The sequence below is a fragment of the Mesorhizobium sp. M0833 genome, assembly GCF_040319905.1.
Lineage (GTDB): Bacteria > Pseudomonadota > Alphaproteobacteria > Rhizobiales > Rhizobiaceae > Mesorhizobium.
The window spans coordinates 15,861-37,156 of the sequence record NZ_JAMYOQ010000036.1 but is presented as its reverse complement, the minus strand read 5'-3'; the positions used below and the strand labels follow the sequence as shown (position 1 = coordinate 37,156).

The window sequence follows — 21,296 nt, the reverse complement described above, 5'->3', positions numbered from 1 at the left end:
GGTCTCAGCCCGCTCTCAAGGCAAGGCCGGTGGCGGCATCGAAGACGCGCACCGCCTCCGCCGCAGGTGCGACGACGGCTGTCTGCCCGATCGCCAGCCCGACATCATTGTCGAACACCGCCTTAACCGCGGTTTCCCCGTCGCCAAGGTGGATGATGGTGCGCGCGCCGATCCGCTCGACGAAACTCACCGGCATCGATAGGCCAGGGCCGTGTTCAGCCAGCTTCACCTGCTCCGGTCGAAAGCCATAAAACACCTCGCCGCGCATCCGGCGTGCGGCATCGGCGATCTCGACCGGCAGCGGCGGCGTCGCGCCCAGCGGGCCGAGATCGACGACCAGGCCACGGTCGCTTTCGGCCAGCCAGCCCTTGAGCAGGTTCATGCCCGGCGCGCCGATGAAGCGGGCGACGAAGACATTGGCCGGATCGTTGTAGACCTCGAGCGGCGTGCCGACTTGCTGCAGCACGCCGTGGTCCATCACCGCGATGCGGTCGGCCATGGTCATCGCTTCGAGCTGGTCGTGGGTGACGTAGACCATGGTCTGCCGGAACTGCCGCTGCAGCTGCTTCAATTCGGTCCGCATCACCGCCCGGAAGGCCGCGTCGACATTGGAAAGCGGCTCGTCGAGCAGGAAAATCGCCGGCTCCATGATCGCCGAACGGCCGATCGCCACCCGCTGCAATATGTTGACCGAAAGCCGGTCGGCCTTGCGGTCGAGCATTGGCGTCAGTTGCAGCATCTCGGCAATGGCGCCAACGCGGCGGTCGACCTCGGCCTTGAGTGCGCCGCGCATTTTCGGCCCGTAGGCGAGGTTCTGCCGCACGCTCATATGAGTGAAAATCGCATAGTTCTGGAAGACGAAGCCGACGCCGCGCCGCCCCATCGGCACGCCGGCCATGTCGCGCTCGCCGAACAGGATCTTGCCGCTGGTCGGCTCTTCCATGCCGGCGATCATGTTCATCGTCGTCGATTTGCCGCAGCCCGACGGCCCCAGCAGCGCCATGAATTCGCCGTCGGCAATGGCCAGATCCATCGTCTTCAGCGCGGTGAAGTCGCCAAATTTCTTGACCAGGTTCTGCAGATGGATCGTGCTCATGCCGCCACCTCGCGTACCCGGGCCATGCGTTTCATGGCAAACACCGCGGCGATGGACAGCACGATTAATATGGCCAGCGCGATTGCCGCCACATAGCCCCAGATCAGGTCCTGGGTGGTGAGCTTGTAGATGTAGACGGAGATGGTTTCGGTAGCGACGCCGGGACCGCCGCCGGTCATGATGTAGAGCGTGTCGAAGATCTTGAAGTTCTCGATCACCCTGATCGCCAGTGCGATGACGATGATCGTCTTCATCTTCGGCAGCACGATGGTGACGAATCGCTGCCAGGGGTTGGCGCCGAGCAGCGTCGCCGCCTTGATCTGGTCCTCAGGCACGCCGACCAGACCGGCAAGCAGGATCAGGAACATCAGGGGCGTCCATTGCCAGATGTCGGCGACCATGACGGCGATGAGTGCCAGCGTCGGGTCCGACAGCCAGGCGATGGTGACAGGAAAGCCTGAGATCGCCGACAGGATGTCGTTGACCGGGCCGCCTGATTGAAACAGCATGAAGAACATGTAGCCGGCCACCGCCGGCACCACCATCATCGGCATCAAGAGGATCGAGTAGAAGATCCGTTTGCCCGGAAACTCGTCGGCAAACAGCGTCGCGAGCGCCAGCCCGAGCAGGAACTCCGTCGGCACGCAGACGATCATGACGATGGCCGTGCGCTTCAGCGCGCTCCAGAAGCGTGCGTCGACGGCAAGGTCGGTGTAGTTGGCGAAACTGTTCCACATCGACCAGGCATTCCACCAGCCGGTGCCCGACAGCGGCGACCAGTCGGTGAGGCTGATATAGAGCTGCATCAGGAGCGGGAAGACGGCGATGAACAGCACCAGGATCTGCGCCGGCAGGGTCAGCCGGAAGCCGAGCCGTGCGCCCTCGTCCGGCAACACCGACGCCGCTTTGGAGGCTAGCATGTCGCCCTCCGAAATCGTCGCTGCCACCGCGCTCATTGCTTGAGCGCCCCGAAGGTCAGCCCGCGCACCAGATGGCGCTGGATGGCGATGCCCATGATCACCGGCGGCACCGCGGCGATCAGGCCGAGAGCAGCCTTGGCGCCGTAGAGCTGTCCGGTCATCGAGGAGGACAGCGAGGCCATGTAGACGGGGACCGTCACCCATTCGCGCGTCGTCAGAAGCAGCGCGATCAGATAGTCCGACCAGTTGAGGATGAAGACGAACAGCGCCGCACTGGCCAGCGGGGCGCGCATCATCGGCAGTGTGATGCGGGTGAAGACGCGCCACCGCGAACAGCCTTCGACCAGTGCCGCCTCCTCGATCTCGCGCGGCATGTCGTCGAAGAAGGTCTTCATCAGCCAGAAGGCGAAAGGCAGCGTGACGATGCCATAGATCAGCGACAGCCCCCACCAGCTGTCGGTGAAGTTGAGGAAGGCCCACATGATCATCACCGGGGTCATGACCGCCATCGGCGGAAACAGGCGAAGCTGGATCAGCGCCAGCGGCAGGTTCTGGCCCGAGCCGAAGCGCGACAGCCCGTAGGCCGCCGCGGTGCCCGCCGACATGGCGATCGCCGTGCCGAACGTGGCCGACAGCAGCGACGACAGGATCGGCTTCAAGGCGGTGCGGTCGAGCGCGACGATCAGATTGTTGGTCGATTCCCCGAAGACGAAGCGGAAATTGCTGAGCGTCGGGTTCTTCGGCCACCATGTCAGGTCGGCGCCGGTCGCCGACCATTCGGCGATCGGCTTGAACGCCATCGACACCATCCACAGGATCGGCACCAGCGTCACCGCCATCGCCGCAAGGATCGCGGCATAGCGGAATATCTCGAAAGGAACTGAACGCTTCATCTTGCGGCTTTGCTGGGTCCTTCGTTGGCGAGGGGAAGAGCGGCCGCTCCTCCCCTCCTTGGTAAGATCCTGCGAGGATCAGGCGATCGGATCGAGGACGGTCGGCCAGGCCTCCTTGTTTGTCTTGATGGCTTCGAGAAGCTTCTCCTCGCCGGTCCGACGGGCAATCTTCTTCCACTCGGCCTCGGTGTCGGCCATCGCCTGCTCGGCTGTCTTGGCCTTGGTCAACGCGGCGACGAGATTCTCGTCCAGCGCGTTGTGGAAGGCGGTGGCGCCGGGATAGTTGATGGTGGGCACGGTGCGGGCGACCGTCTCGCGCACCACGTCCATGTGGTAGGCGTGATAGGTCTGGCGAACCAGCGGATCGGAGAAATCCGACAGCCGGAACGGATCGAAATAGCCGCCCGGATTGGCGGTCATCCAGGCGTAGATGCGGCTTGAACCCAGCCACTGCAGGAACAGGTAGCAGGCTTCCGGGTTCTTGGCTTGCGAGGACACCGACGCCGACAGGTTAAGCCACAGCACCGAGCGGCTGACCAGTTTTCCGTCGATCTCGCGGCCGGGCGGCAGCATGGAGCCGATCTTTCCAGTGACAGCTGAATCCTTGTTGCCGGCATTGTCGAGGAATTTCGGCAGATTGGAGAAGGCACAGGTCATGGCCGCACCGCCCTTGGCGAAATTGCCGTATTGCTCCGGCCAACCCCAGGAGATCGCATCCGGCGAATGGTGCGAAAGCGACGCAATGTACTCGCTGGTCGCCGCGATACCTTGCTCCGAATTGATCAGCGGCTTGCCGGCATCGTCGAACAAGAACTGATTGGGCGAAGCCATTGAGACATAACGCTGATACCAGTTGGTATAGCCCCAGCCCTGGTTGCGCAGATCGGTCGAGCCGAACAGGCCCTTGTCCGGGCGCTGGAAGAAGGCTGCGATCTCGTCATGCTGCTTCCACGTCTTCGGCGCCGCCAGTTCATACCCGTATTTGTCGGAGAAGGCCTTCTTCTCGGCTGCGTCGCCGAACAGATCGGTGCGGTAGACCCAGGTCTGGAAATCGCCATCCAGCGACACGCCGTAGGTCGAGCCGCGATACTGGTTGAGCAGCGAGACGCCCTTGGCGCCGTTGACGTAGCCACGCTCGGGATCGTCCCATTCCGGCTTATATTGTGCAACGAAGTCGTCGAGCTTGAGGATGCCGCCGGTTTCGGCGAGGTCGCCAAGACGGTTCCATTCGACCGCGTAGATGTCGTAGGCTCCACCCTTGGTGGAGATGTCCTGCATCGTCTTGGTGAATTCCTGGCCGTTGGGCACACCGACGATCTCGAGCGGAATACCGGTTTCCTTCTCCCATAGATCCTTGATCGACGGCGCGCCCGCCGGAAACGGCTGCGTCAGCTGGCCGATCGAACCGTCGGACAGGCCGAGCACGATCTTCGTCGGCGCCTTGCCGGCGCCCTTCATCGCCTTGGCTGCCTCGATGGCGCGACCCTCGGGTGTGTCGGCGCCATACTGATAGCGCTCCGAGCCGTCGAAGCCGGTCGGGCCACCGATCATCCCGGGCGCCAGGGCATCGGCCGCATAGGCACGGCTTGGGCGAATGAATTTCGGCGCGATACCTGCGGCGGCAACAAGCACTGCCGCCTTTCCACCAGACGCCAGCAAACGGCGCCGCGACACGCGGATCAAATTCGACATTGGAAATCCTCCCTCAGGGCCTTGTTCCTCCATGGCCCTTATGATGGATATTGACGGCACTGCACCAAGGCTGTCAACATCATAAATAATCAAGATACATCATAATATCTCAAGGGAGGGGAAAATGGCGTTTATCAAGGCTCTCACACTGAAGCCGGTGCTTGAATTTGAGGGAACCAGGCTGCCCACCTCGCCGCGTTGGTCCGCCTCGGAATTTGGTCTAGCGCAGCGACTTGCGGATCGGCCAAGGCCGGTTACATCATTTCCCATCAGAATCGCGAGCGGCGATGAGGCCGCTCTCCGACATCGGACCTATGAAATGCGTAATCTCGATGCGCTTTTGGCACATTTTGGAATGAGGTGATCGACAGTGCGGTCCACCCTGACAGACATAGCCCGGGAAGCCGGCGTATCCGCCGCCACGGTCGACCGTGTGCTCAACAACCGCGCCGGGGTCAGGGCGCGCACTCGCGAGGTCGTGCTCGAAACGGCACAGCGGCTTGGCTATATCGCTGAAAATTCAAATAATCCGAGCTCGCTCAACGCGCTGCGCGGTGAGATCATACGGCTCGATTTCGCCCTGCCCGCCGGCACCAATTCCTTCATCAAGATGCTGCACCGCCAGATCGAGGCGCAGGCGCAGTCGCGGCCTGACCTCGACGTCCGCGTCGCCACTATCGAAGGCTTCAATCCGGATCGGCTCGCCCGTCTGCTGCAGGAACTGCACGGGCAGACGCAAGGCGTTGGTGTGATCGCGCTCGACCATCCGACGGTGCGCGAGGCGATCCGCTCGCTTTCGGCCAGCGGCGTCAAGGTCGTCACCCTCGCTTCCGACATCCTGCATGTGCCGAGGGTTGCCTATATCGGCATCGATAACCGCGCCGCCGGCCGGCTCGCCGGCTACCTGCTCAACCGCTTTATGGGCGCAGGGCGTCCGGGCAAGGTCGCGCTGTTCGCCGGTTCGCTCTCCTACCGCGGCCACGAAGAGCGCGAGATGGGCTTCCGCCACATACTGACGGAAGAATCGCCCAATCTGCAGATCGTCGAGATGCGCGAAATGCTCGACGATCGGGAAAAAGCCTATTCGGAAGCGTCCGCTTTGCTCGACCGACACCCGGACCTGGCCGCCATCTACAATGTCGGCGCTGGCAACACCGGCATCGCCCGCGCGCTGAAGGAACGCGGGCGCGCGCTGTCGACGGTCTTTCTCGGCCATGAGGTGACGGAAGGCACCAAGGAGCTCTTGCTCGACGGCACGCTCGACGCGGTCATCGACCAGAACCCGCGCGTCGAGGCCCGCGAGGCGCTCAACACCTTGACCCACGCGGTCAGGGGATTGCCTTACGAACTGCACCAGCCGAGGCTGCAAGTGATCTTCAGGGAGAGCATCCCGGAGATCTGAACCCAGGTGAATGGCTGGGGTTTCGTGAATCTTGCCGGCGCGCGACGCCAGGATCGTCAGCGTCGTCTATTCCGGCCAGCCGCTGAACAACACGCCGCTCGACCGTCTCGCGGCGACCGTCGGCTTCAGGATGCTGGAAGACCAGCTCACCGTTGGCGCGCAATATCTCAGCGTTGGCAAGATCACGCGCACCAACCGCAGCAAACCGGACGAACCGGCGCTCGTCGATGACGGCTTCGATCTGGTCAACGTCTTTGCCAACTGGCGCATCAACGGCCACGCCAATCTCGATTTCAGCGTCGACCTGGCCGCGGGGCGCGGCGGGACTGATGGCCGGCTAGAGCTTGCTCACCATCGCTTGCGCATCTTCGCCCAGACCGATGGCGATCCGGTCGCCGGAGGCAATGCCTGATATGTCGCAGACGACCAGCGGCATGCTGATTTCGTAGAGGAATTCGGCAACGATGGCGCCGACGGCAAGGATCGGGTCCGGCCGCTCCAGGATAATACCGGCCGGCGCCGTCCCTCTGCGAATCGCTTCGGCCAGAACCGAAGACGAGGACGACGACCCCCGCCCGCTCGGCATCACCAGGATCTTGCCGGCGATATTGCCGCCCAGGTCCGGATGCGAATGGTCGATGATGTCGCCCGTTTCGACATCGATCCCGCCCCAGAAGCTGAGCGCCTGCGAAAGCACCAGCGCCGGGCCCTGTGCGGAGCCGGCAAGGTGGAATGTACCGGTCGTGGCCGGCGCCTTCATGGCGCGCCTCGCACGACGCGGCCGGCCGCGGCCGAGCGGACGCAGTCTTCCATGTCACCGAAGGCCACCGAGACACCGATGTTGCCAGGTGCGTAATGCGCCCATTTGCCCGAATTGGTCATCACCACGCCATCGAGACGCTCGAGGATCGACGTGACATAGGTGCAGGTGTCGGTAACCGGGACAAGGCCGAAGGCTTCCATGCCGGCCAGTGCGCCTTCGTCCTGCAGTCGCGTCAGCGTGGCACGCCCTGTGTTGACATAGATCGGGACGCCCCTGCCCGGCGCAACTTCGCGCAGCAGCGGCAACAGGCGCATCCACTCTTCATGGGAGAAATGCGGCGTGCCTAACGACACGGCTGCAAGCTGCACGCCGTCGGGGACGCTCGACAGCCTGGCCAGCGCATGGCGGATATCAGCGCGAGAGATCCGGATTTTTTCCTCCGGCACCAGGCCGTGCAACGCCTCATCCAGCGTCGTCGCCTCCGGCGTAATGCCGACCGCATGAAACAGCGCCACAGCGCCCGTCGTTGCCGCCGCCGCCCCCAGCGCCTTCAGTTGGTCCTCGTCACGCGGCTGCGGCAGGCCTGATATGACAGGAATGCGGTCGCCGCTCTTTTGCCCGACAAGTAGTCCGACACCCACGAACAGGGCGTCGCTGGGCTCGAGACCGCCAGTCAGCTCGAACAGGATCTGGCCTCGTCGATTTTCACTCAGATGCAGCCCCCAGGCCGGCGCGCGTCCGGTCATTGCGCAGCATAAATCGATGAAATCGCCATAGCGGTTGGTTCGCGCCCCGATCACCGAATTGGCAAAGACGATGGCGTTGGACTCACCCCAGGCTATCTGCTCGCCGAACCTTGGCCGGAACCGAGTCTGATAGGGTGCGCAGGTGAAGGTCGCCTGGCAGCCGAGGTCCAGATGCGCCATCATCAGGCGTCGCGCCGGCGCTTCTTGCGACATCGGCATCTTCACCAATCCGGGATGGATGAGGTCGAACGAACCGACATTCAGCGTCGTCGGCACCCGAACGCGGCCGCCGCCCTCGATCAGCCTTTCGACGAAATCGAGGCTGGCCTGGCCGTGATAGAGGCAGCCGTCGATATGGGCACCGGCAATATCCAACAACTTGCGGGCGCCGACCGCCTTCGCGAAGGCGACCAGGATCTTCATGGCGGCAGCCGCTGCCGACCCTTGCTCGCCATGCAGCATCGACTGGTCGCCGGCCGTCAATTCCAGCGTCATCGGCAAATTCCCGAGCCAGCACTATGCCGATCAAGCACTCCCTGATTGCGGAGCGTCTGGCAAGACAGAGCTTCGGATCTCTTCTACTTCGCGGCGATCAGCAGACCAGACGTTCACAGCTCATCGCAAAGCAAGAGACGCGAAGCACAGTCGGAGAGCGGGCGATCCACGGCGGAAACGGCGCTATTCCTTCTGCGACGGTCCGTCGGCCGTGCTGCGGTCACCATCTGCAGAATGCGGCAGGATGCCGAAGTCGCGCGACTTGGTCCCATGCGCCGCTGTCAGGAAACCATCGGCTGTGAGACCTCGCCTCAAAAGCTCACGTACCGCGGCCGACCGGCTCGGCATGTGCTTTTCGAAGCGCCAGTTCTCCAACGCCGCCAGTTCATCGACAGTCAGCATGATCTGCAATCGTTCCGGGCGTTCCAGTTCGGACATCTCGGCCTCCGGTCATACCAGCCTAGTTAGTATGTCCCTGATTTTGTGTAGAATTAGGTACGTGAGCAGAGTACGTCAAGACCTTCAGATGTGTGACTCATGCAGAAGTCCGATGAAGCGGATCAAGCATCAAATGGACAATCAACAAAATACGCTAACTATTTGACACGAAGCGATTTTTCAATGGTCTTCGCTTGCCAATCACGAGCCCTGGGCGCATGGTAGAACACGAGGGACAAACCGCTCCTGAAAGGAAGGTTTTCCATGCGCTACGGATTCTCGGTTCGCCTGCACGAAGACGTCGGTTCCCGAGTTCGAGCTACATTGCGGTCCGGGATTGCCATCAATCTGACTGCTGTCGCCGAAGCCGTGCGACTGCAAAACCTCGCCGAGAATATTGCGCGCGAAGACATCGAATGGCTCGTCATGCAGGCAGCCCAGCTCCAAGGCGCAGCTATCGAGTTCGACGGCTTCGCGGAAGCCGATCTGGCGGAGTTTGCGTGCACTCAGCTGATGCAAAGCAGCCCCGCATTGGGCTGGGACGCCCTGGAAGGCGGGGTGGCCGCTTCGCCGTATCTTGGCCGTCAAACACATTGAGGCGCGTGCTCTTGTGAGCCCAGCCATGCTGCCGCCACGTGCTCGGCAAAAAAGCCCGCCGCAATGGCGGGCTTTGGACGGCTGGAGGTCTGGTGGACGAAGGCCTCTCGGCCCGGTCCGACATTTCATTCCGATGTATTCGCCTTAGCGGCGCGCGATAAGCAGGCACAATTGGCGCAGATCGCTATCGTAAGTGCCTTCGCTACTCAGCACGTCTACGCAGCGCTTCTTCATCCTGGCCAACTTGTCGCTCGACATGTCGGCGACGACCTGGGGTAAGCTGAGATTGCTGGGATTGCTGGGATTGGACGGGCTGCCCGGGTTGGACAGATTGCTCGGATTGGTACCACCGATCCCGACACCGGCGCCGAGATTGATGCCGCTGCCGACCCTGACCCCCGCGCCAGCCCCAACGCCGCTGCCGATACCTGCCCCCGCGCCGGCGGCAATGCCGCTCGAACCGCCAACCGTTGCGCCGGCACCGGCGTTGATGCCGCTTCTGCCCCCGACCGACGCGCCGGCGCCTGCGGCGATGTCCCTGGAACCGCCAACCGTAGCACCGGCACCGGTGTTAATGCCGCTGCCGCCCACCAAGGCACCGAAGCCTGCCTTGATGCCGCCGCTGCCGCCAACCGTTGCGCCGGCACCGGCGTTGATGCCGCCGCGACCGCCAACCGTCGCGCCGAGGCCGGCATTGATGCCGCCGTTGCCGCCGATGGATGTTCCAACACCAACGGCAATTCCGTTCGCGGCATTCACGGGCATCGAGAGCATGAAAAGCGCTACGCTGCCTGCCACTGCACCGGTGATTGTTTTGATGTTGATGGTCATAACATTCTCCCTGCTGTAGTTTCGCTGAGCAACCCGCGAACTCGCCGGTTGCATTACGCCCTAAGTGCAAGGAAGAAGATCGGTTTCTTTGCCGATCAACTTGCTGGTCCCATGGTGTATTTTCAAAGAACAGCCGCGTGAAATTTGTATTGAAATTTTCCGAAAGTTTGAAGCGATGCGAGAGTCAGCTGGTGGGCGCCGCAACAGACGAACGTCGCAACGGGTCGGCGGCCGAAAAGGCGAATTCCTAATCTGCAAACCACAACATCAAACCGACCCCTCGGCAATAGAACAATGGGCCGAGAATATCCGCGCTGCGCGGGTTTGCTTCACCGTGCTGCGTCATTTTTGACCGGTCTGGACTGTCTCTGCTGCCGACCGCGGACGAAAGTACAGAGCGCCGAACCGCGAGATCCAGCGTTGGAATCAAATCCGCGCGAGTTCACGCTTTGCGTGGTCGCGCCTTGGGTTTGGTTCCGTCCTTGGCGGCCGGCGCCGGCTTAAGCTGACGTGCTTTCGACTTCGGCCGGCTGGCGGTCTCTTTCGTGGCGATTTCTGCGTCGATTTCGGCGGTAGCCTGATCCCAATGCTGCTGATGCGCCCCGTCGGGCCTGCCTGCCTGTTCCCAGATCGCGTGTGCACGCTGGCGAATCCGTTCCTGTCTGTCCCTCACCGTTGCCTCCGTCGGTTTATGCGTAAGCAACTTTGTTCTAGCTGAAATTTCGACCGGCGTCTTGAGCCCCCAGGCAACACCGTCATTGAACCTCTCTGTCACACAGGACGGCGACGCCGAGGAGCGCCGCCTTCTTGATGATCAGCCCTTCAAGGTCGGCGTCCGAGCGCTCGGTTCCGGTGCGTTCGCGCAACAGTGCAATCGCCGCCTTCATCGACAGCAGCCCATCGCCTCGTTCAGCAAGCAGTTTGTCGACGGCGGCGGCCACGTTGGCCCGCTCGACATGCGGCAGCATGGGAATGGCTCCTTTCCTTGTTTCGCGACGACAGCGGCTCCATCCCGATCGCTCGGGATGGAGCTCTTATTCGATAATTTAGACCGTGACCTTTCCAAATCCGGTTCGCGGTTTGGAACGCCGATCACTCGATGACGTGCACGATCTTGCGGGTGCCTGGGTCGACGAGCACGGTGCGATTGCCGACGACGACGTATCTGTACTTCACGTCGGGAACATCGATCGGTTGCAGCTCGACCGTATCTGGCACCGTGGAACCGATATTGAGCTCCACGCCCAGAAGATTGATCGACGCCAACGGGTGCTTATGGACGTATTCGCGGATGACCGTCTGCTGTTCGGGCGTGACAATCACCTGGTCCGCGGTGGCCACGCCGACGCCGGCGAGCAACACCAATCCCCCCGCAGCAGGAACAAGGTGGATTTTCATCGTCTACTCCTGTTGTTACGGGCCTCGCCCTTACAGTTGCGACGCGGCATTCCGGTCGAAGCGGCGAACCCTCTAGGCAAACGCCCACGCCACCTTGTTGTTCCGTAAGTGGCGGCTAATCGAATGGCGGTGAAGTGCCCGCGCGGTGCGGCGAATGACATGCAAATGAGCTACGGTGGCCCGCGTCGCAAGACGCGGGCCGATCGGTTTCCCGATCAGCAGCGACACCGGAGGGGGGTGATATCGGCTGCGTCTGAAACAACGTTTAGGACAAGCTAATGTTCCTAAGAGAGGGCAACAAACCTGCCGGTACAGCGCGGCGTTACCGCCCATGGGCAAGCCCCTGTGGCAGCAAATGAAGCGGCTACTGCTTTGGCGGCTGTGGCGGCACTTCGCCGGGCTTGAGCACCGGGGTCTTGCCCTCGTCCGGCGGTGGCGCCGCCATGCCCTGATCGCCCGTTGGCGGCGGCTTCAGGACCCCACCGCATGGCTCGAGCGTGTCGGACAAATTGTTGCCGGCCGGCTTCTGCTGCTGGTTCTTCTGATCCTGCGGCTCGACCTTGCAGCGGTCGGATTGCGCCTGTTCGCCCGGCTGCGCGGCCGCCGGCGCCGCCAGCAGCGCGCCTAGCATATATGGCAAGAAAATGAGCGGTCTCATGTCGAGCTCCTTTCGCGCCAGTATCTTCTGAATGTGAAGGCTGGCAGGCGCGATTGGTTCCGTCGTGCGGCAATGCGCCCAGACCGCAGCGGCCCGGAACCGGCCGCCAGACTTATGAGTTCAACCACTGAGCCAGTTCAGGGCCGCCGACATTATGGAGAACCAGCGATGGAACCGCGCAGGAAAGAACGAACCGACAACGAGACAGAGAGCCCGACGATCCAGCAGCAGGACTGGGATGCCATCCGGAGCGGGAGAATTCTCCCAGACGGCGTGCCGCAAAACGGCGACATCCGTTACGACGTCGAGAAAGACGGCGAACTGCCGGAGGAGGACGACGACAACGCCTACCAGGACAGCGACGAGGCCTTGCCGGACGATACTGAGGAACGCGTTATTTCACGCGATCTCGCACGCGAAGGTGGTCCTTTCGACGAGGAATGAGCGACTGCCTTTCGCACTGCGCTCGCTGTCCGGGTAGACGGTCGGATGAGCCCCTGCTTTCAATTCGGGAAGTCGAAGACCGGCTCCTGGCAGCGATAGACCAGACATTGACCGTCAGGCGTCTTGATATACGCGGAGCGCGGCACTTGCGGCCAGTCGCATTCATTGCCGAATTGGCGGACGTAACGGTCGTAGGTGTTCTGGCCGGTGGTCAGCACCACCGAGCGATGCCTCTGGATCAGAAGCTGCGTCTGTTCGCATGTCATCGCGCGGCTGTCCGGCCGGGCGTCGGCCGTCGCGGCAAACAGAAGCGCCCCGGCTGTAAGGACTGCCGCTTGTGTCAAGACTCTGGCAAGCATGACGCCATCTCCCGTGAAGCCTAACGCGCATCTTGGTTTCGCAAGCGCCGGATCGAGCCGCCCTCGCAAAGAAAAGATCGTACAGATTGCCAGGGAAAATGCAAAAGCCCGCCGCACCTTTCGGCGCGGCGGGCTTCAACTGAACGTCACTCTTAGTCAGGCTTGGGCGGCTTACTCCTCCTTCACCGGCCCGAACCGGCGCACGATCATTTCGAAGACGATATCCGAGATCCACATCGCCGATACGCCAATCAGAAAGGCCGCGGCTAGCGTCGTGGTGTCGTCGTCCGGCGAAGGAAAGGGCAGGCCGGCGGCGCGGAAATAATGCACGACCGGCAGCGTCAGATAGGCCGCCGCCAGCGCGCCGCAGATCGGCGAGGCCACCATTTCGCGGACCTTGTAGCGGTGACGTGACAAGGCCCGCAAAATGCCGCCGGACAGGCCGGCGACCAATACCGGCGCCTTGATGCCCAGAACGTCGAGCAGCTCATGCATCATGGCGTCCACCCGCACCATCTGGCGCCCTGCCCGTTGAAGGCGTTCATCTCGTTGAGCTCGGGCCGGGTCATGGCGGCGACGACCGGGGCGGATGGCCGGCGTGGCTGACTTTGGTCGCACCAGACTTGCCGCGGATTGCCGGTCGGCGCGGTTGTCGTGCAGCCGGCCAGCACCAGGCAGAGGATCAGCGCCTTGCCCATTTCTCAGCCTCCGCTCTTGCTGCCGCATCGGTCATGCCGGCGGCCTTCCGCCCTTCGGCGGAAGCCTCGCGGTTCATTTCGAGGCGGTCCTCGGCGGCCGCGATTTTTGCCTCTGCCTGTTTGACCGCCTCCTTCTTCGCCCGGTTGATGCCGCCCGCAATATAAAGGCCGATGCCGCCGGCCACAGCAGCGAATACCGTCATGACGACCTTGTTGCCGATGATGGCGCTGAGAATGGCGAGGAGCGCGGTCATCACAAATCCTCCGCGCGGCGGCGGCGCAGGAACTCGGTCAAGACGCCGTTGATCACAAGAAACCAGGGGAACCATTCCCCTGGGATGACCGGCGAAAGAACCTGCGGGTCGACATAGGTGACGATGCTCGCGATGATGCCGATAGCCGTCTGAAGCCGCGCCCAGACAATTGTTTCGCTGCCGCGGAAGAAGCTCTTGATCCGGGTCCACATGTCATTTCCTTCCGAATAGTTTGAGGATTGCTGAGAATTTGAGGATGGTGGCGATCAGCGCTGCCCAGAGGCCGGGCCTGGCGGCAGGCGATGGAGGCGCGGAGGACGCGGGCGTGGCGGTCGCTTGTGGAACCGGAATTGGCTTCGCTGGCTCTGGCGGAGCTGCAGGGACGACCGCCGACGACACCGGGCCGGCAGACGGCCAAGGCGTGTCCTTGATGCGCGACCATTTGCGATAGGCCTCGGCAAGCCTGGTATCGTAGGCGTTCTTACGGTAGCCGGCGCCGTTGTAGCCCTTGGCGAAGCCCGCCCAGTCATGATTGCGCAGATTGTCGTTGAGCTTGTTCGTCTTGATGAAGTTGATCGCGGCCTCAAGCTGGGCTTCCTCGTCGGCCATCATGGCTTCCACCATGGCCTGCACTGTCGCAAACCCGGCGGCGGCGTGGTTTTCGCCGAGAACCTGGCCAAGACCCCATGACGCGGATTTGAGCGCCGCGGTTTCGTCGATCGCACAAGCTGCCTTGAGCCGTGGGTAGCCATCCCTGGGATAGGGCTTCTCGCCCCACTTCGAATAGGCGAGGCCAGCGGCTACCGCTCTTGCCCGCTTGGCACCCGACAGGTTGCGATAGAAGACGTGCGGCTCGAACAGGATGACCGGCCGGCCAAGGGCGTCGAAGCCGTGCCCGCTCGTTTCAACATCGAGGAACGCGTGCATCTCGTCCTCGCCGACGCCGATCCGGGCGCCGAGTTTCGGCAAGTCCATATCATCGAGGCGCCTGGCGGCGCCCTTGAACAAAGGGTCCATAGGTTTCCTTTCCGCCCTCGCGGGCAGAGTTTTGAGCTTGAAACGGCACGTGCGTGGCGGCAGAGCAGAATTGGGCGGCAGCGCGCGCCGATGTGGCAAGCAAGGTTGATGTTTTCGACCCGCCATGTGAAATGGCCGCGGGATGGTGCACATGTCTGATGATGAACAAACCGCTGCGGCGCGCTGGACGGTGAAGTCCGAACTCCGCGCCGTCGGTCGCGACAAGCCGCTGCTGCTGGTGCTGGCGGCGATCCTCTGCCTCTATTGTGCGTTTATCGCCGGACCGATCGTCTACGCGGTGCTGGCCATCAACGGCATTGCGGATTTCTTCAAATGAAGCCGGTTCCGGCGATCTCGCTCCGGTCCCGGTTCCTGCGTCCACCGCGCCCGAAATTGCTCGACCTGGATGAAATTGCTTAGCCGGGATGAAACCGTTCCCGTCTATCGTTCGTACCTGTAGCGGGTACGGGAGGACACGTGACGATAAGAATCAGGCTTCCAGGCGGGACTTTGAAGATCAAGAAAAGGGACGAGCTGCGGCGGCGCGAGCAGAAGCGCGAGGTGCCGGTTTGGCAGGTCGGCAATTATTTCGTCATCTGGTGGCCGAGCGGCATGTCCGATCGCCCATCGTCGCCCAACAAGTCCTCGCCCAGGAAATAGCCCGGGCACCCGACGATCCCGACCCGGCACTGATGCCTCGGTGCCGGATCAGGAACCGCCGTGCGCGCCAAACTTCCGAGACCGCTCGACAAATCCCAGAAAAAGTCAGCGGACAGGCGTTGACTCTTCCGCCACGGAAGGTTTTGATGCTGCATTGCACAATCAGGCGGGGGCCGATGGCAGTACGTATCAGAATGCCAGGCGGCACGCTGAAGGTGAAAGTGTACCGCGAATTGCGCGATCGCGAGCGCGCCCGCCGCATACCTGTCGTCAAGATCGGCCGGGTTTATTTCACCTGGTGGTCGAACCGCCAGCGACTCATTGACGACCAGTCGCCACGGTGAACGTCCCAATTCTTCCGACCTGGCATGCGCCTGGGAAGCCCGCTCAGCCTCCGCAGGCGAGCTCGCAAGATAAGTTGATGAGGCTGCTGTTGACTCTTCCGTGACGGAAGGTCTCTACTTACCGCATTGCACGAAAATTGCTGCGTTGCACAACGGGAGTTGGACCGATGGCAGTGCGTATCAGGTTGCCTGGCGGCACTCTGAAGATGAAGACCTATCGTGAGTTGCGAGCCCGGGAACGCGACCGCCGCGTGCCTGTGATGAAGATGGGTTCGCTTTATTTTGTCTGGTGGTCGAAACGCCAGGAACCTCACCAGAAGCCGCAGGACAGCAGACGGTAGCGGCTCCGCCGGCGACGGGTCCGCGTCAGCGATGAACCCTGACAATTCCGAAATACAACTCCAGCTGTAGGAATTTTTGGTCGGCCGGCTGTGCCATTGTTGGTGCGCACAGCATCCAGAGCGGCCCTCGCAGAGCAATTCTTCCGACGTCTTTTCGGCGATTTTCAAACGGCGTCCAGACTGGCGGGCGCGGGTGTTTGCAACTTGCAAACCGCCGCCGCTTGTCGCAATAGCTAGGTCGTAAAGAGACGCATGGATGATGGAGGCTGACCTGTCTATTGCGAACAGCCAATTTCGGTTGTCGGCTCAGTTAGCCGACGAGCCACCAATCCGACGTGCAATTATTGATTCGGACCTCGAAGATATTGATTCGGACCTCGAAGACGCGGCGCGGACATTCTTCGAAGGGGTATCTGAACACCAACATTGGAAGCATTTCTTCGAGCGATCGCAGCTTTTCGCAGAGAGGGTGCGAAAGTCGCGCTTCGGCCGCAACTGATATGCCATTCGTTCCACCATTCCTCTACCGCCTAGCCGGCATCAACTCCGGCCCCGCAACGAAGCTAAGTCTGCGGAGCGTCCGCAGTTTGCGGCGAGGCAAGCATGCGATCGGCGAAGAATGCATCATCAACGGCGTCTTTTCCTTCGATCGCGCCGATGCAAAGATCACCGTTGGAAAAAGATCCTATATCGGCAAGAGCCACCTCGTGGCGGCTGAGAAGATCGAAATCGGAGATGACGTGATCATTAGTTGGGGTACCACAGTCGTCGATCACAACTCACACGCGACGGGTTGGCAAGACCGCAAGGAAGATGTCGCCGACTGGCATCAGGGAAAAAAGGACTGGTCAAAGATCACCATTGCGCCAGTGAAGATTGAAGACAGCGTCTTTATCGGCTTCAACGTCATTATTCTCAAGGGCGTAACGATCGGCAAGGGATCGGTCGTTGGTGCGGGGTCTGTCGTCACGAAAGACGTGCCGCCCTTTAGTATGGTCGGCGGTAATCCTGCAAAGCAAATCGGCGGCGCTGCTGCTAGATCATTGACTTGAGCACAGAGCTCCGGCCATGTAGGCCATGCTGCGCATCGCCGTCTTGGGTGCAAACCTTAGAAATTCGGTCCGCAGTCTGTGTTTTACCCATCCTTTTTTTTCGCCAGCCAAATGCTGTTCATAGGCGAGGTCGTGCGCAAAAACCTTTAGCCGTTCTACCTTTAGCCCGGACGTTTTGAGAAGGTTTTCAAACGTTTGGGTCGTGTAAAAGTTGATATGCCCATACGGCCCTGACATTCGAATGGCCTTGCTGAGATCTCGCGTATGCTCCAAAGGCACTTCAATATAGAGCTTCTTGCAGACCCGAGCTGCCTCCCTCAGAAACATCCGTTCGTGCTCGACGTGTTCGACGACGTGAATGGCAAGCCCGAGATCGAACGACTTGTCGGGATGAGGGATGTGATAGCCGTCGAATACGTCGATGCTGTCCAGTTTGGCGATTTTTCTTGCCTTGATGGCCTCGACGCCGCTCTTCGAAATCTCGACGGCGCCAAGCTTCTTACCGAGCCCCTTCCTGTTCAGCTTATCCAGCACCGCACCTTCGCCCGCCCCGATGTCAAGAATCCTGTCGAAGAATTGGCCTTGAATGACCGCTTCGATGTGCCCGACCGACTGGTTTGAAGCTATGTCCCGTTTTGCGGCTACTTTTCCATCGGCGTAATAGTCGTCATAGATGTCGATGATGCTGCCGGCATGCGCCATGAGACAATCCTCCAAGGATAGCCCCCGCCGACCTCATCCTGCCATTGCCTGCGAATGGCGTCCAGCGTCGACTACGCCGCCTACCCAGACCTCAACGAGACCCTCAATGTCGCCGTCAGGAACCGGGATTTCGCGGCTGTGTGCCGGATCCTTCGGCTTTGCGACCATGATCATTGCGCCCACCACCAGCCATTCCTCGCCCTCCTCGAGCTCGGTGATGATTTCGCCCTTATGCTGAATAGCGAATGCCATTGCTTATCCCCTTTCCGCGACTTGTTCGATGAAGCGCAGCGCATTGCCGTCATGGCCGGCATCGTTGAAATGCAAGCCCTCTTGATAGTTTCCCGAATTGATGTAGTCGAAGCCGTCGATCGGGATGGTCAGCACATTGCGCGATCGATAGGTTTGACGGATTGCGCCAAGGGCGGCATCATAGCTCCGACCGCCCGTGTAGCTTGCATCCCATGCGGCTGACGGCCGCGTCGGCGGCATCACAAGGATACGCGGTGCAGCGGCCGCTTCCAGCGTGTTGATGATTGTTGCGATGTTTGCCGATATCGTGGCCGGCGGCGTGCCAAAGCTGTCATTGATGCCGAGCGCCAGGATGGGCACGATCTTGCCGCCGGCGTAGCCGCATTGAGCGGCGGCCGATGTAAGACGCGCGGTGTTGAATGACGAGAAGGCATAGCTGCCGTGTGCCGCGCGCAAGGTGCGCAGGCGCGGACGCGAGCCGGCCGCCTTGACGCCAAGCCTGATGAGCCCGGTAATCTCGACAGGACCGCCGACAGCCGTAAGAGTGTAATTGCCGCTTGCCGCCTGCCCGGTGAGCGACGGCCCCGAATACCTATCAAGCGCCAGGGCGCCGGCGCAGTTGACGGTTTTGTACGCCGCGCCGCCGTTGAAGACAAAGGCAAGCGATCCCTGAGCGGCGTCCTGAGTGTAGTGGACGTCGACCTGTTCATAGGTGCCGGTAAACGCCAAGGAAGCGCCGGCGGCGAGGATGATGCTCTCGCCGATCGGCCCGCGCGACCCTGTCGACACGCTCCCGGCGGCGGTAACGCCATAGAAAGTCGGAAGGTAGGTAGAGCTTGGCCGCAAAGCAGTCATGCCCGGTTCATCGTCGGCAATGCCGATATTGGCAAAACGCGTAACCAGGTTGAACCAGTGTTTCGGCCCGTCGCTGGCAAGCGCCCAATGGCCGATGCTATCGGCGATCAGGCAGAGCACATCGTTGTTGGCGATGTGTTCGGCCATCGTCGCGCGAAAGCCGTCATAGAGATTTTGCAGCGACGGCCGGCGCGGAATGAAGAAGCGCTTACTGTTGACGGCCGGCTTGCCAGGTCCCCAAAAACCGTCGCCAGATGCGGGAATGGCCGTCAAGGCGAAATTTCCAGGCGGCACATAGGGATTGGGATGAGCGCTCGCCGCGGACGCAAACAGCGCGGTCGCATCGACGACGCCGTTAGGATCGGCGCTAGCCAGCAGGTTCATGCCGGTATTGCTAGCGCCGCCGGTCAAGGCCCGGTCGGCATCGGCGAGCAGACCGGTCTTGATCGTAAAGCGGACCTCGTACCGATGCTGGGCGGACGATGCTACGGTCGCGCCATTCGACAGCGCGCCTGATTTGATCCATGCCGGGATGCCTTGCGGGTTGACGTTGTTTTGAAATTTGTAGGCGCCACCGCTGATCGCCGGATATTTGCCGGCTGGGATTGGGATACCCAGCGGGATATGAACGACCCCGTTGACCAGCGTCACCGCATATGTGCTTAGGATGTTGACCACCAACCCGCCGAGATAGTCCACTACATGAATGAGCGCAGCGCCGGCGCCAGCGCCAGCGCCAACGTCCACCGCTGTAATATGGCCGTCGGCCGGCGCTGGCGTCTGCATGATGACGCTGTAGCTGCCCGGAACGTCCGACCCCGTGTTGACCAGCGTCGGCCAGCCGATTTCCTGGCTAACGCCGACAGCGGAAACGAGACCGTTTGCCGTGGTATAGGCAGCACGCGCCTTGACGGCGACTTCGCCGGTGAAGGTCGCCTTCCACTGCGGACCATTTACAGCGCCTATAGTCTTGGCAGTGTGCGAGGCCGGAACCGCCGCCGTGAACCACTCGACTTCGCCGTTCGGAATTGCCCCGGCAGTGTAGTACCAGCTACCAGCGCCAGTGCGCTGGACGCCCATGACGCTGCCGGCAGGCTTCAGGATCGAAAGCCCTGAAACAACAGACGACGGGCCGGCTGGAACGGACATTGTCTGCTCGGAAACCAGGCTAAGCGTCCCGTCGCCCTCGACGTGGGCAATAAGGATGTGGGCTGTTCCCGGCACGATGCCAAATCCAAGCTCCAAGGTCGACAGATATTCATCGACCGTCGACAGCGATCCAGGCCAGAAATAGACGCTGTCGTTCGTAATCACCGTGCCGCCGACGGAACCCGTGATTGGAACGGGTCCGACGATCCTTGAGCTGATCAGGCCAATTTCCGCCGTTGCCGCCCGGACGCCCGTATCAACTGCCACCGGTCCGGCCCCGACATTGAACAACCCCAAAGAACCAGTCGAAACTTCGGTCCAGAAATACTCGCCGACATCGACATTCCTGCCCAGCACCGCCGCAGCGGCGGCGCCGGCCAGTCCTGCCGACGCCGCAAAGCTGAACGTCGGCGCCACTGTGTAGGAGCCCGGCGCCGTGATCAGTATCTGCGTCAGCGCGCCGCCCGCCACCACGAAGCGGCCGGCAGCGCCCGACCCGGTGCCGCCGGTAAACGCCAGGTCGAATGTGCCGTTGGCGCCGCCCGAGCCTGGCGTGATCGCACCGTTGCCGGCAACGCCGAAGCCGATTGCGGCGGCAGTCGTCGGGAAAATGCCCTTGCCGTAAAGCGATGCGTCGCGTGCGGCCTGAGCGTTGATGACGGCCGCCGCGGCGGCGACGGCATCGGAATTGGTCGCAGCCCGGTCGGCTGTAGTTTGCCCGGCATTCGCGGCGGAAGCGGCTGCGCTGGCGGATGCCTGGCCGGCGCTGGCTTCGGCAGCATCCTTCAGCGCCTGGGTTTCATCGCGCAATGCTTCGACCTCGTCGACCATCTCCGCGATGTCGGGCGGAACGGATGCGGCGATGGTGATGGCATCGGCGCCGACGGCCGGTTCGTCGGCCGTGAACTCGAACACGCGGTCCGCATTGACCGATCCGATCTGGGTGTGGACCGTCGTGCCCTTCTGCAGGGTGCGCGTAGTGCGGGCATCGGCGGCGCGGAACCATTCGCCTGCGCTCGGCGTGTAGATGCCGTTCTGCGTCGGGTCGGCCTGGTCCTTGACCAGCACGCGGTCTCCGACCTCGGCCGGCACGCCGTCGATCGCCTGCAGGCCGTGCAGTAGGATGTCGGCCGTGGTCGCGAGGCGCACGGGTTCGCGTTCGCCGGTCAGGAGGCGAACGGCGGCAGTTGCAGGTCGGGACATGAGGGCTTTGCTCCATAAAAAAGCCCCGCATAAGCGA

General features: G+C 61.9%; 31 protein-coding genes. 10 read left to right on the top strand and 21 right to left on the bottom strand.

Annotated features, from left to right (window positions below; all coding sequences use genetic code 11):
* Positions 1-4 precede the first annotated feature (4 nt).
* The 4 genes from NKH98_RS28065 to NKH98_RS28050 form a co-directional block, all read right to left on the bottom strand.
* Entirely contained in the window at positions 5-1,096 is a 1,092-nt protein-coding gene (locus NKH98_RS28065; RefSeq protein ID WP_352903405.1) for an ABC transporter ATP-binding protein, read from the bottom strand.
* Positions 1,093-2,052, bottom strand: coding sequence for a carbohydrate ABC transporter permease (locus NKH98_RS28060; RefSeq protein ID WP_352903403.1), 960 nt, complete (start codon positions 2,050-2,052; stop codon positions 1,093-1,095). Before NKH98_RS28060 ends, NKH98_RS28065 begins: the two co-directional genes overlap by 4 nt.
* Positions 2,049-2,909, bottom strand: coding sequence for a carbohydrate ABC transporter permease (locus NKH98_RS28055; protein ID WP_254820511.1), 861 nt, complete (start codon positions 2,907-2,909; stop codon positions 2,049-2,051). The genes NKH98_RS28060 and NKH98_RS28055 overlap by 4 nt, the downstream gene beginning before the upstream one ends.
* A 78-nt stretch (positions 2,910-2,987) precedes the next feature.
* Complete coding sequence (locus NKH98_RS28050; protein ID WP_352475477.1) at positions 2,988-4,601, bottom strand: extracellular solute-binding protein; 1,614 nt, start codon at positions 4,599-4,601, stop codon at positions 2,988-2,990.
* A gap of 370 nt (positions 4,602-4,971) precedes the next feature.
* Here NKH98_RS28050 and NKH98_RS28045 point away from each other — a divergent pair, with 370 nt between their 5' ends.
* Together NKH98_RS28045 and NKH98_RS28040 are read left to right on the top strand one after the other, a co-directional pair.
* The gene (locus tag NKH98_RS28045) at positions 4,972-6,003 is read left to right on the top strand and encodes a LacI family DNA-binding transcriptional regulator (protein ID WP_352903401.1); all 1,032 of its coding nucleotides are present in this window, start codon (positions 4,972-4,974) and stop codon (positions 6,001-6,003) included.
* 31 nt (positions 6,004-6,034) lie between these two features.
* Positions 6,035-6,415 carry a TonB-dependent receptor gene (locus NKH98_RS28040; protein ID WP_352903399.1) on the top strand — a complete coding sequence of 127 codons (381 nt, stop codon included), beginning with the start codon at positions 6,035-6,037 and terminating at the stop codon, positions 6,413-6,415.
* On the opposite strand, the gene NKH98_RS28035 is transcribed toward NKH98_RS28040, so the two are convergent.
* The 3 genes from NKH98_RS28035 to NKH98_RS28025 all read right to left on the bottom strand — a co-directional run bounded on the left by NKH98_RS28035 (position 6,341) and on the right by NKH98_RS28025 (position 8,445).
* A complete protein-coding gene (locus NKH98_RS28035; protein ID WP_352900494.1) occupies positions 6,341-6,763 on the bottom strand; it encodes an aconitase X swivel domain-containing protein in 423 nt (140 codons plus the stop codon). The two genes, NKH98_RS28040 and NKH98_RS28035, sit on opposite strands and share 75 nt — an antisense overlap.
* Entirely contained in the window at positions 6,760-8,007 is a 1,248-nt protein-coding gene (locus NKH98_RS28030) for an aconitase X (RefSeq protein ID WP_352903396.1), read from the bottom strand. The genes NKH98_RS28035 and NKH98_RS28030 overlap by 4 nt, the downstream gene beginning before the upstream one ends.
* A gap of 183 nt (positions 8,008-8,190) precedes the next feature.
* Complete coding sequence (locus NKH98_RS28025) at positions 8,191-8,445, bottom strand: hypothetical protein (RefSeq protein ID WP_254820505.1); 255 nt, start codon at positions 8,443-8,445, stop codon at positions 8,191-8,193.
* Positions 8,446-8,709: 264 nt separating this feature from the next.
* Between NKH98_RS28025 and NKH98_RS28020 the strand changes: the two genes are divergently transcribed.
* Complete coding sequence (locus NKH98_RS28020) at positions 8,710-9,042, top strand: hypothetical protein (RefSeq protein WP_352903394.1); 333 nt, start codon at positions 8,710-8,712, stop codon at positions 9,040-9,042.
* Between the two features lie 144 nt (positions 9,043-9,186).
* Here the strand turns inward: NKH98_RS28020 and NKH98_RS28015 are convergent, their stop codons facing one another.
* The 5 genes from NKH98_RS28015 to NKH98_RS27995 all read right to left on the bottom strand — a co-directional run bounded on the left by NKH98_RS28015 (position 9,187) and on the right by NKH98_RS27995 (position 11,929).
* Positions 9,187-9,873, bottom strand: coding sequence for a hypothetical protein (locus NKH98_RS28015; RefSeq protein WP_352903392.1), 687 nt, complete (start codon positions 9,871-9,873; stop codon positions 9,187-9,189).
* A 442-nt stretch (positions 9,874-10,315) separates the two neighbouring features.
* Positions 10,316-10,546, bottom strand: coding sequence for a DUF2934 domain-containing protein (locus tag NKH98_RS28010; RefSeq protein ID WP_254820503.1), 231 nt, complete (start codon positions 10,544-10,546; stop codon positions 10,316-10,318).
* A gap of 82 nt (positions 10,547-10,628) precedes the next feature.
* Complete coding sequence (locus NKH98_RS28005; protein WP_254820502.1) at positions 10,629-10,841, bottom strand: hypothetical protein; 213 nt, start codon at positions 10,839-10,841, stop codon at positions 10,629-10,631.
* 124 nt (positions 10,842-10,965) lie between these two features.
* Positions 10,966-11,271 (bottom strand): DUF1236 domain-containing protein, encoded by a 306-nt coding sequence (locus NKH98_RS28000; RefSeq protein ID WP_352903390.1) that lies wholly within the window; start codon positions 11,269-11,271, stop codon positions 10,966-10,968.
* A 364-nt stretch (positions 11,272-11,635) separates the two neighbouring features.
* Positions 11,636-11,929 (bottom strand): hypothetical protein, encoded by a 294-nt coding sequence (locus tag NKH98_RS27995; protein WP_352644917.1) that lies wholly within the window; start codon positions 11,927-11,929, stop codon positions 11,636-11,638.
* A gap of 168 nt (positions 11,930-12,097) precedes the next feature.
* Here NKH98_RS27995 and NKH98_RS27990 point away from each other — a divergent pair, with 168 nt between their 5' ends.
* Positions 12,098-12,373, top strand: coding sequence for a hypothetical protein (locus NKH98_RS27990; protein WP_352903388.1), 276 nt, complete (start codon positions 12,098-12,100; stop codon positions 12,371-12,373).
* A 59-nt stretch (positions 12,374-12,432) separates the two neighbouring features.
* On the opposite strand, the gene NKH98_RS27985 is transcribed toward NKH98_RS27990, so the two are convergent.
* The 6 genes from NKH98_RS27985 to NKH98_RS27960 form a co-directional block, all read right to left on the bottom strand.
* Positions 12,433-12,732, bottom strand: a complete 300-nt coding sequence (locus NKH98_RS27985) for a hypothetical protein (RefSeq protein WP_352903387.1) — start codon at positions 12,730-12,732, stop codon at positions 12,433-12,435.
* A 171-nt stretch (positions 12,733-12,903) separates the two neighbouring features.
* Positions 12,904-13,227, bottom strand: coding sequence for a hypothetical protein (locus NKH98_RS27980; protein ID WP_352505661.1), 324 nt, complete (start codon positions 13,225-13,227; stop codon positions 12,904-12,906).
* Positions 13,227-13,430 (bottom strand): hypothetical protein, encoded by a 204-nt coding sequence (locus NKH98_RS27975; protein ID WP_352644920.1) that lies wholly within the window; start codon positions 13,428-13,430, stop codon positions 13,227-13,229. The genes NKH98_RS27980 and NKH98_RS27975 overlap by 1 nt, the downstream gene beginning before the upstream one ends.
* The gene (locus NKH98_RS27970) at positions 13,415-13,684 is read right to left on the bottom strand and encodes a hypothetical protein (RefSeq protein ID WP_352644921.1); all 270 of its coding nucleotides are present in this window, start codon (positions 13,682-13,684) and stop codon (positions 13,415-13,417) included. Before NKH98_RS27970 ends, NKH98_RS27975 begins: the two co-directional genes overlap by 16 nt.
* Positions 13,684-13,896, bottom strand: coding sequence for a hypothetical protein (locus NKH98_RS27965; RefSeq protein ID WP_352903385.1), 213 nt, complete (start codon positions 13,894-13,896; stop codon positions 13,684-13,686). Before NKH98_RS27965 ends, NKH98_RS27970 begins: the two co-directional genes overlap by 1 nt.
* Before the next feature lies 1 nt (position 13,897).
* Complete coding sequence (locus NKH98_RS27960; protein WP_352903383.1) at positions 13,898-14,701, bottom strand: N-acetylmuramidase family protein; 804 nt, start codon at positions 14,699-14,701, stop codon at positions 13,898-13,900.
* A 151-nt stretch (positions 14,702-14,852) separates the two neighbouring features.
* Here NKH98_RS27960 and NKH98_RS27955 point away from each other — a divergent pair, with 151 nt between their 5' ends.
* The 6 genes from NKH98_RS27955 (at position 14,853) to NKH98_RS27930 (ending at position 17,098) form a co-directional block, all read left to right on the top strand.
* Entirely contained in the window at positions 14,853-15,038 is a 186-nt protein-coding gene (locus tag NKH98_RS27955; protein ID WP_254820493.1) for a hypothetical protein, read from the top strand.
* A gap of 173 nt (positions 15,039-15,211) precedes the next feature.
* Positions 15,212-15,361: a hypothetical protein gene (locus NKH98_RS27950; RefSeq protein ID WP_023721750.1), complete on the top strand. Its 150-nt coding sequence runs from the start codon at positions 15,212-15,214 to the stop codon at positions 15,359-15,361.
* Between the two features lie 176 nt (positions 15,362-15,537).
* On the top strand, positions 15,538-15,705 hold the full coding sequence (locus tag NKH98_RS27945; RefSeq protein WP_254820491.1) for a hypothetical protein: 168 nt from the start codon (positions 15,538-15,540) through the stop codon (positions 15,703-15,705).
* A 167-nt stretch (positions 15,706-15,872) separates the two neighbouring features.
* Positions 15,873-16,046 (top strand): hypothetical protein, encoded by a 174-nt coding sequence (locus tag NKH98_RS27940; protein ID WP_352740647.1) that lies wholly within the window; start codon positions 15,873-15,875, stop codon positions 16,044-16,046.
* Positions 16,047-16,302: 256 nt separating this feature from the next.
* Positions 16,303-16,545, top strand: a complete 243-nt coding sequence (locus NKH98_RS27935; protein ID WP_352705211.1) for a hypothetical protein — start codon at positions 16,303-16,305, stop codon at positions 16,543-16,545.
* A 1-nt stretch (position 16,546) separates the two neighbouring features.
* Positions 16,547-17,098 (top strand): acyltransferase, encoded by a 552-nt coding sequence (locus tag NKH98_RS27930; protein WP_352903381.1) that lies wholly within the window; start codon positions 16,547-16,549, stop codon positions 17,096-17,098.
* On the opposite strand, the gene NKH98_RS27925 is transcribed toward NKH98_RS27930, so the two are convergent.
* From NKH98_RS27925 to NKH98_RS27915, 3 genes are read right to left on the bottom strand one after another with little or no spacing between them, the layout of a single operon-like run.
* On the bottom strand, positions 17,087-17,800 hold the full coding sequence (locus NKH98_RS27925) for a class I SAM-dependent methyltransferase (RefSeq protein ID WP_352705215.1): 714 nt from the start codon (positions 17,798-17,800) through the stop codon (positions 17,087-17,089). The genes NKH98_RS27930 and NKH98_RS27925 overlap by 12 nt on opposite strands.
* A 33-nt stretch (positions 17,801-17,833) precedes the next feature.
* The gene (locus NKH98_RS27920) at positions 17,834-18,052 is read right to left on the bottom strand and encodes a hypothetical protein (RefSeq protein WP_254820489.1); all 219 of its coding nucleotides are present in this window, start codon (positions 18,050-18,052) and stop codon (positions 17,834-17,836) included.
* Positions 18,053-18,055: 3 nt separating this feature from the next.
* Positions 18,056-21,259 (bottom strand): SGNH/GDSL hydrolase family protein, encoded by a 3,204-nt coding sequence (locus NKH98_RS27915; RefSeq protein ID WP_352903379.1) that lies wholly within the window; start codon positions 21,257-21,259, stop codon positions 18,056-18,058.
* Positions 21,260-21,296: the final 37 nt, after the last annotated feature.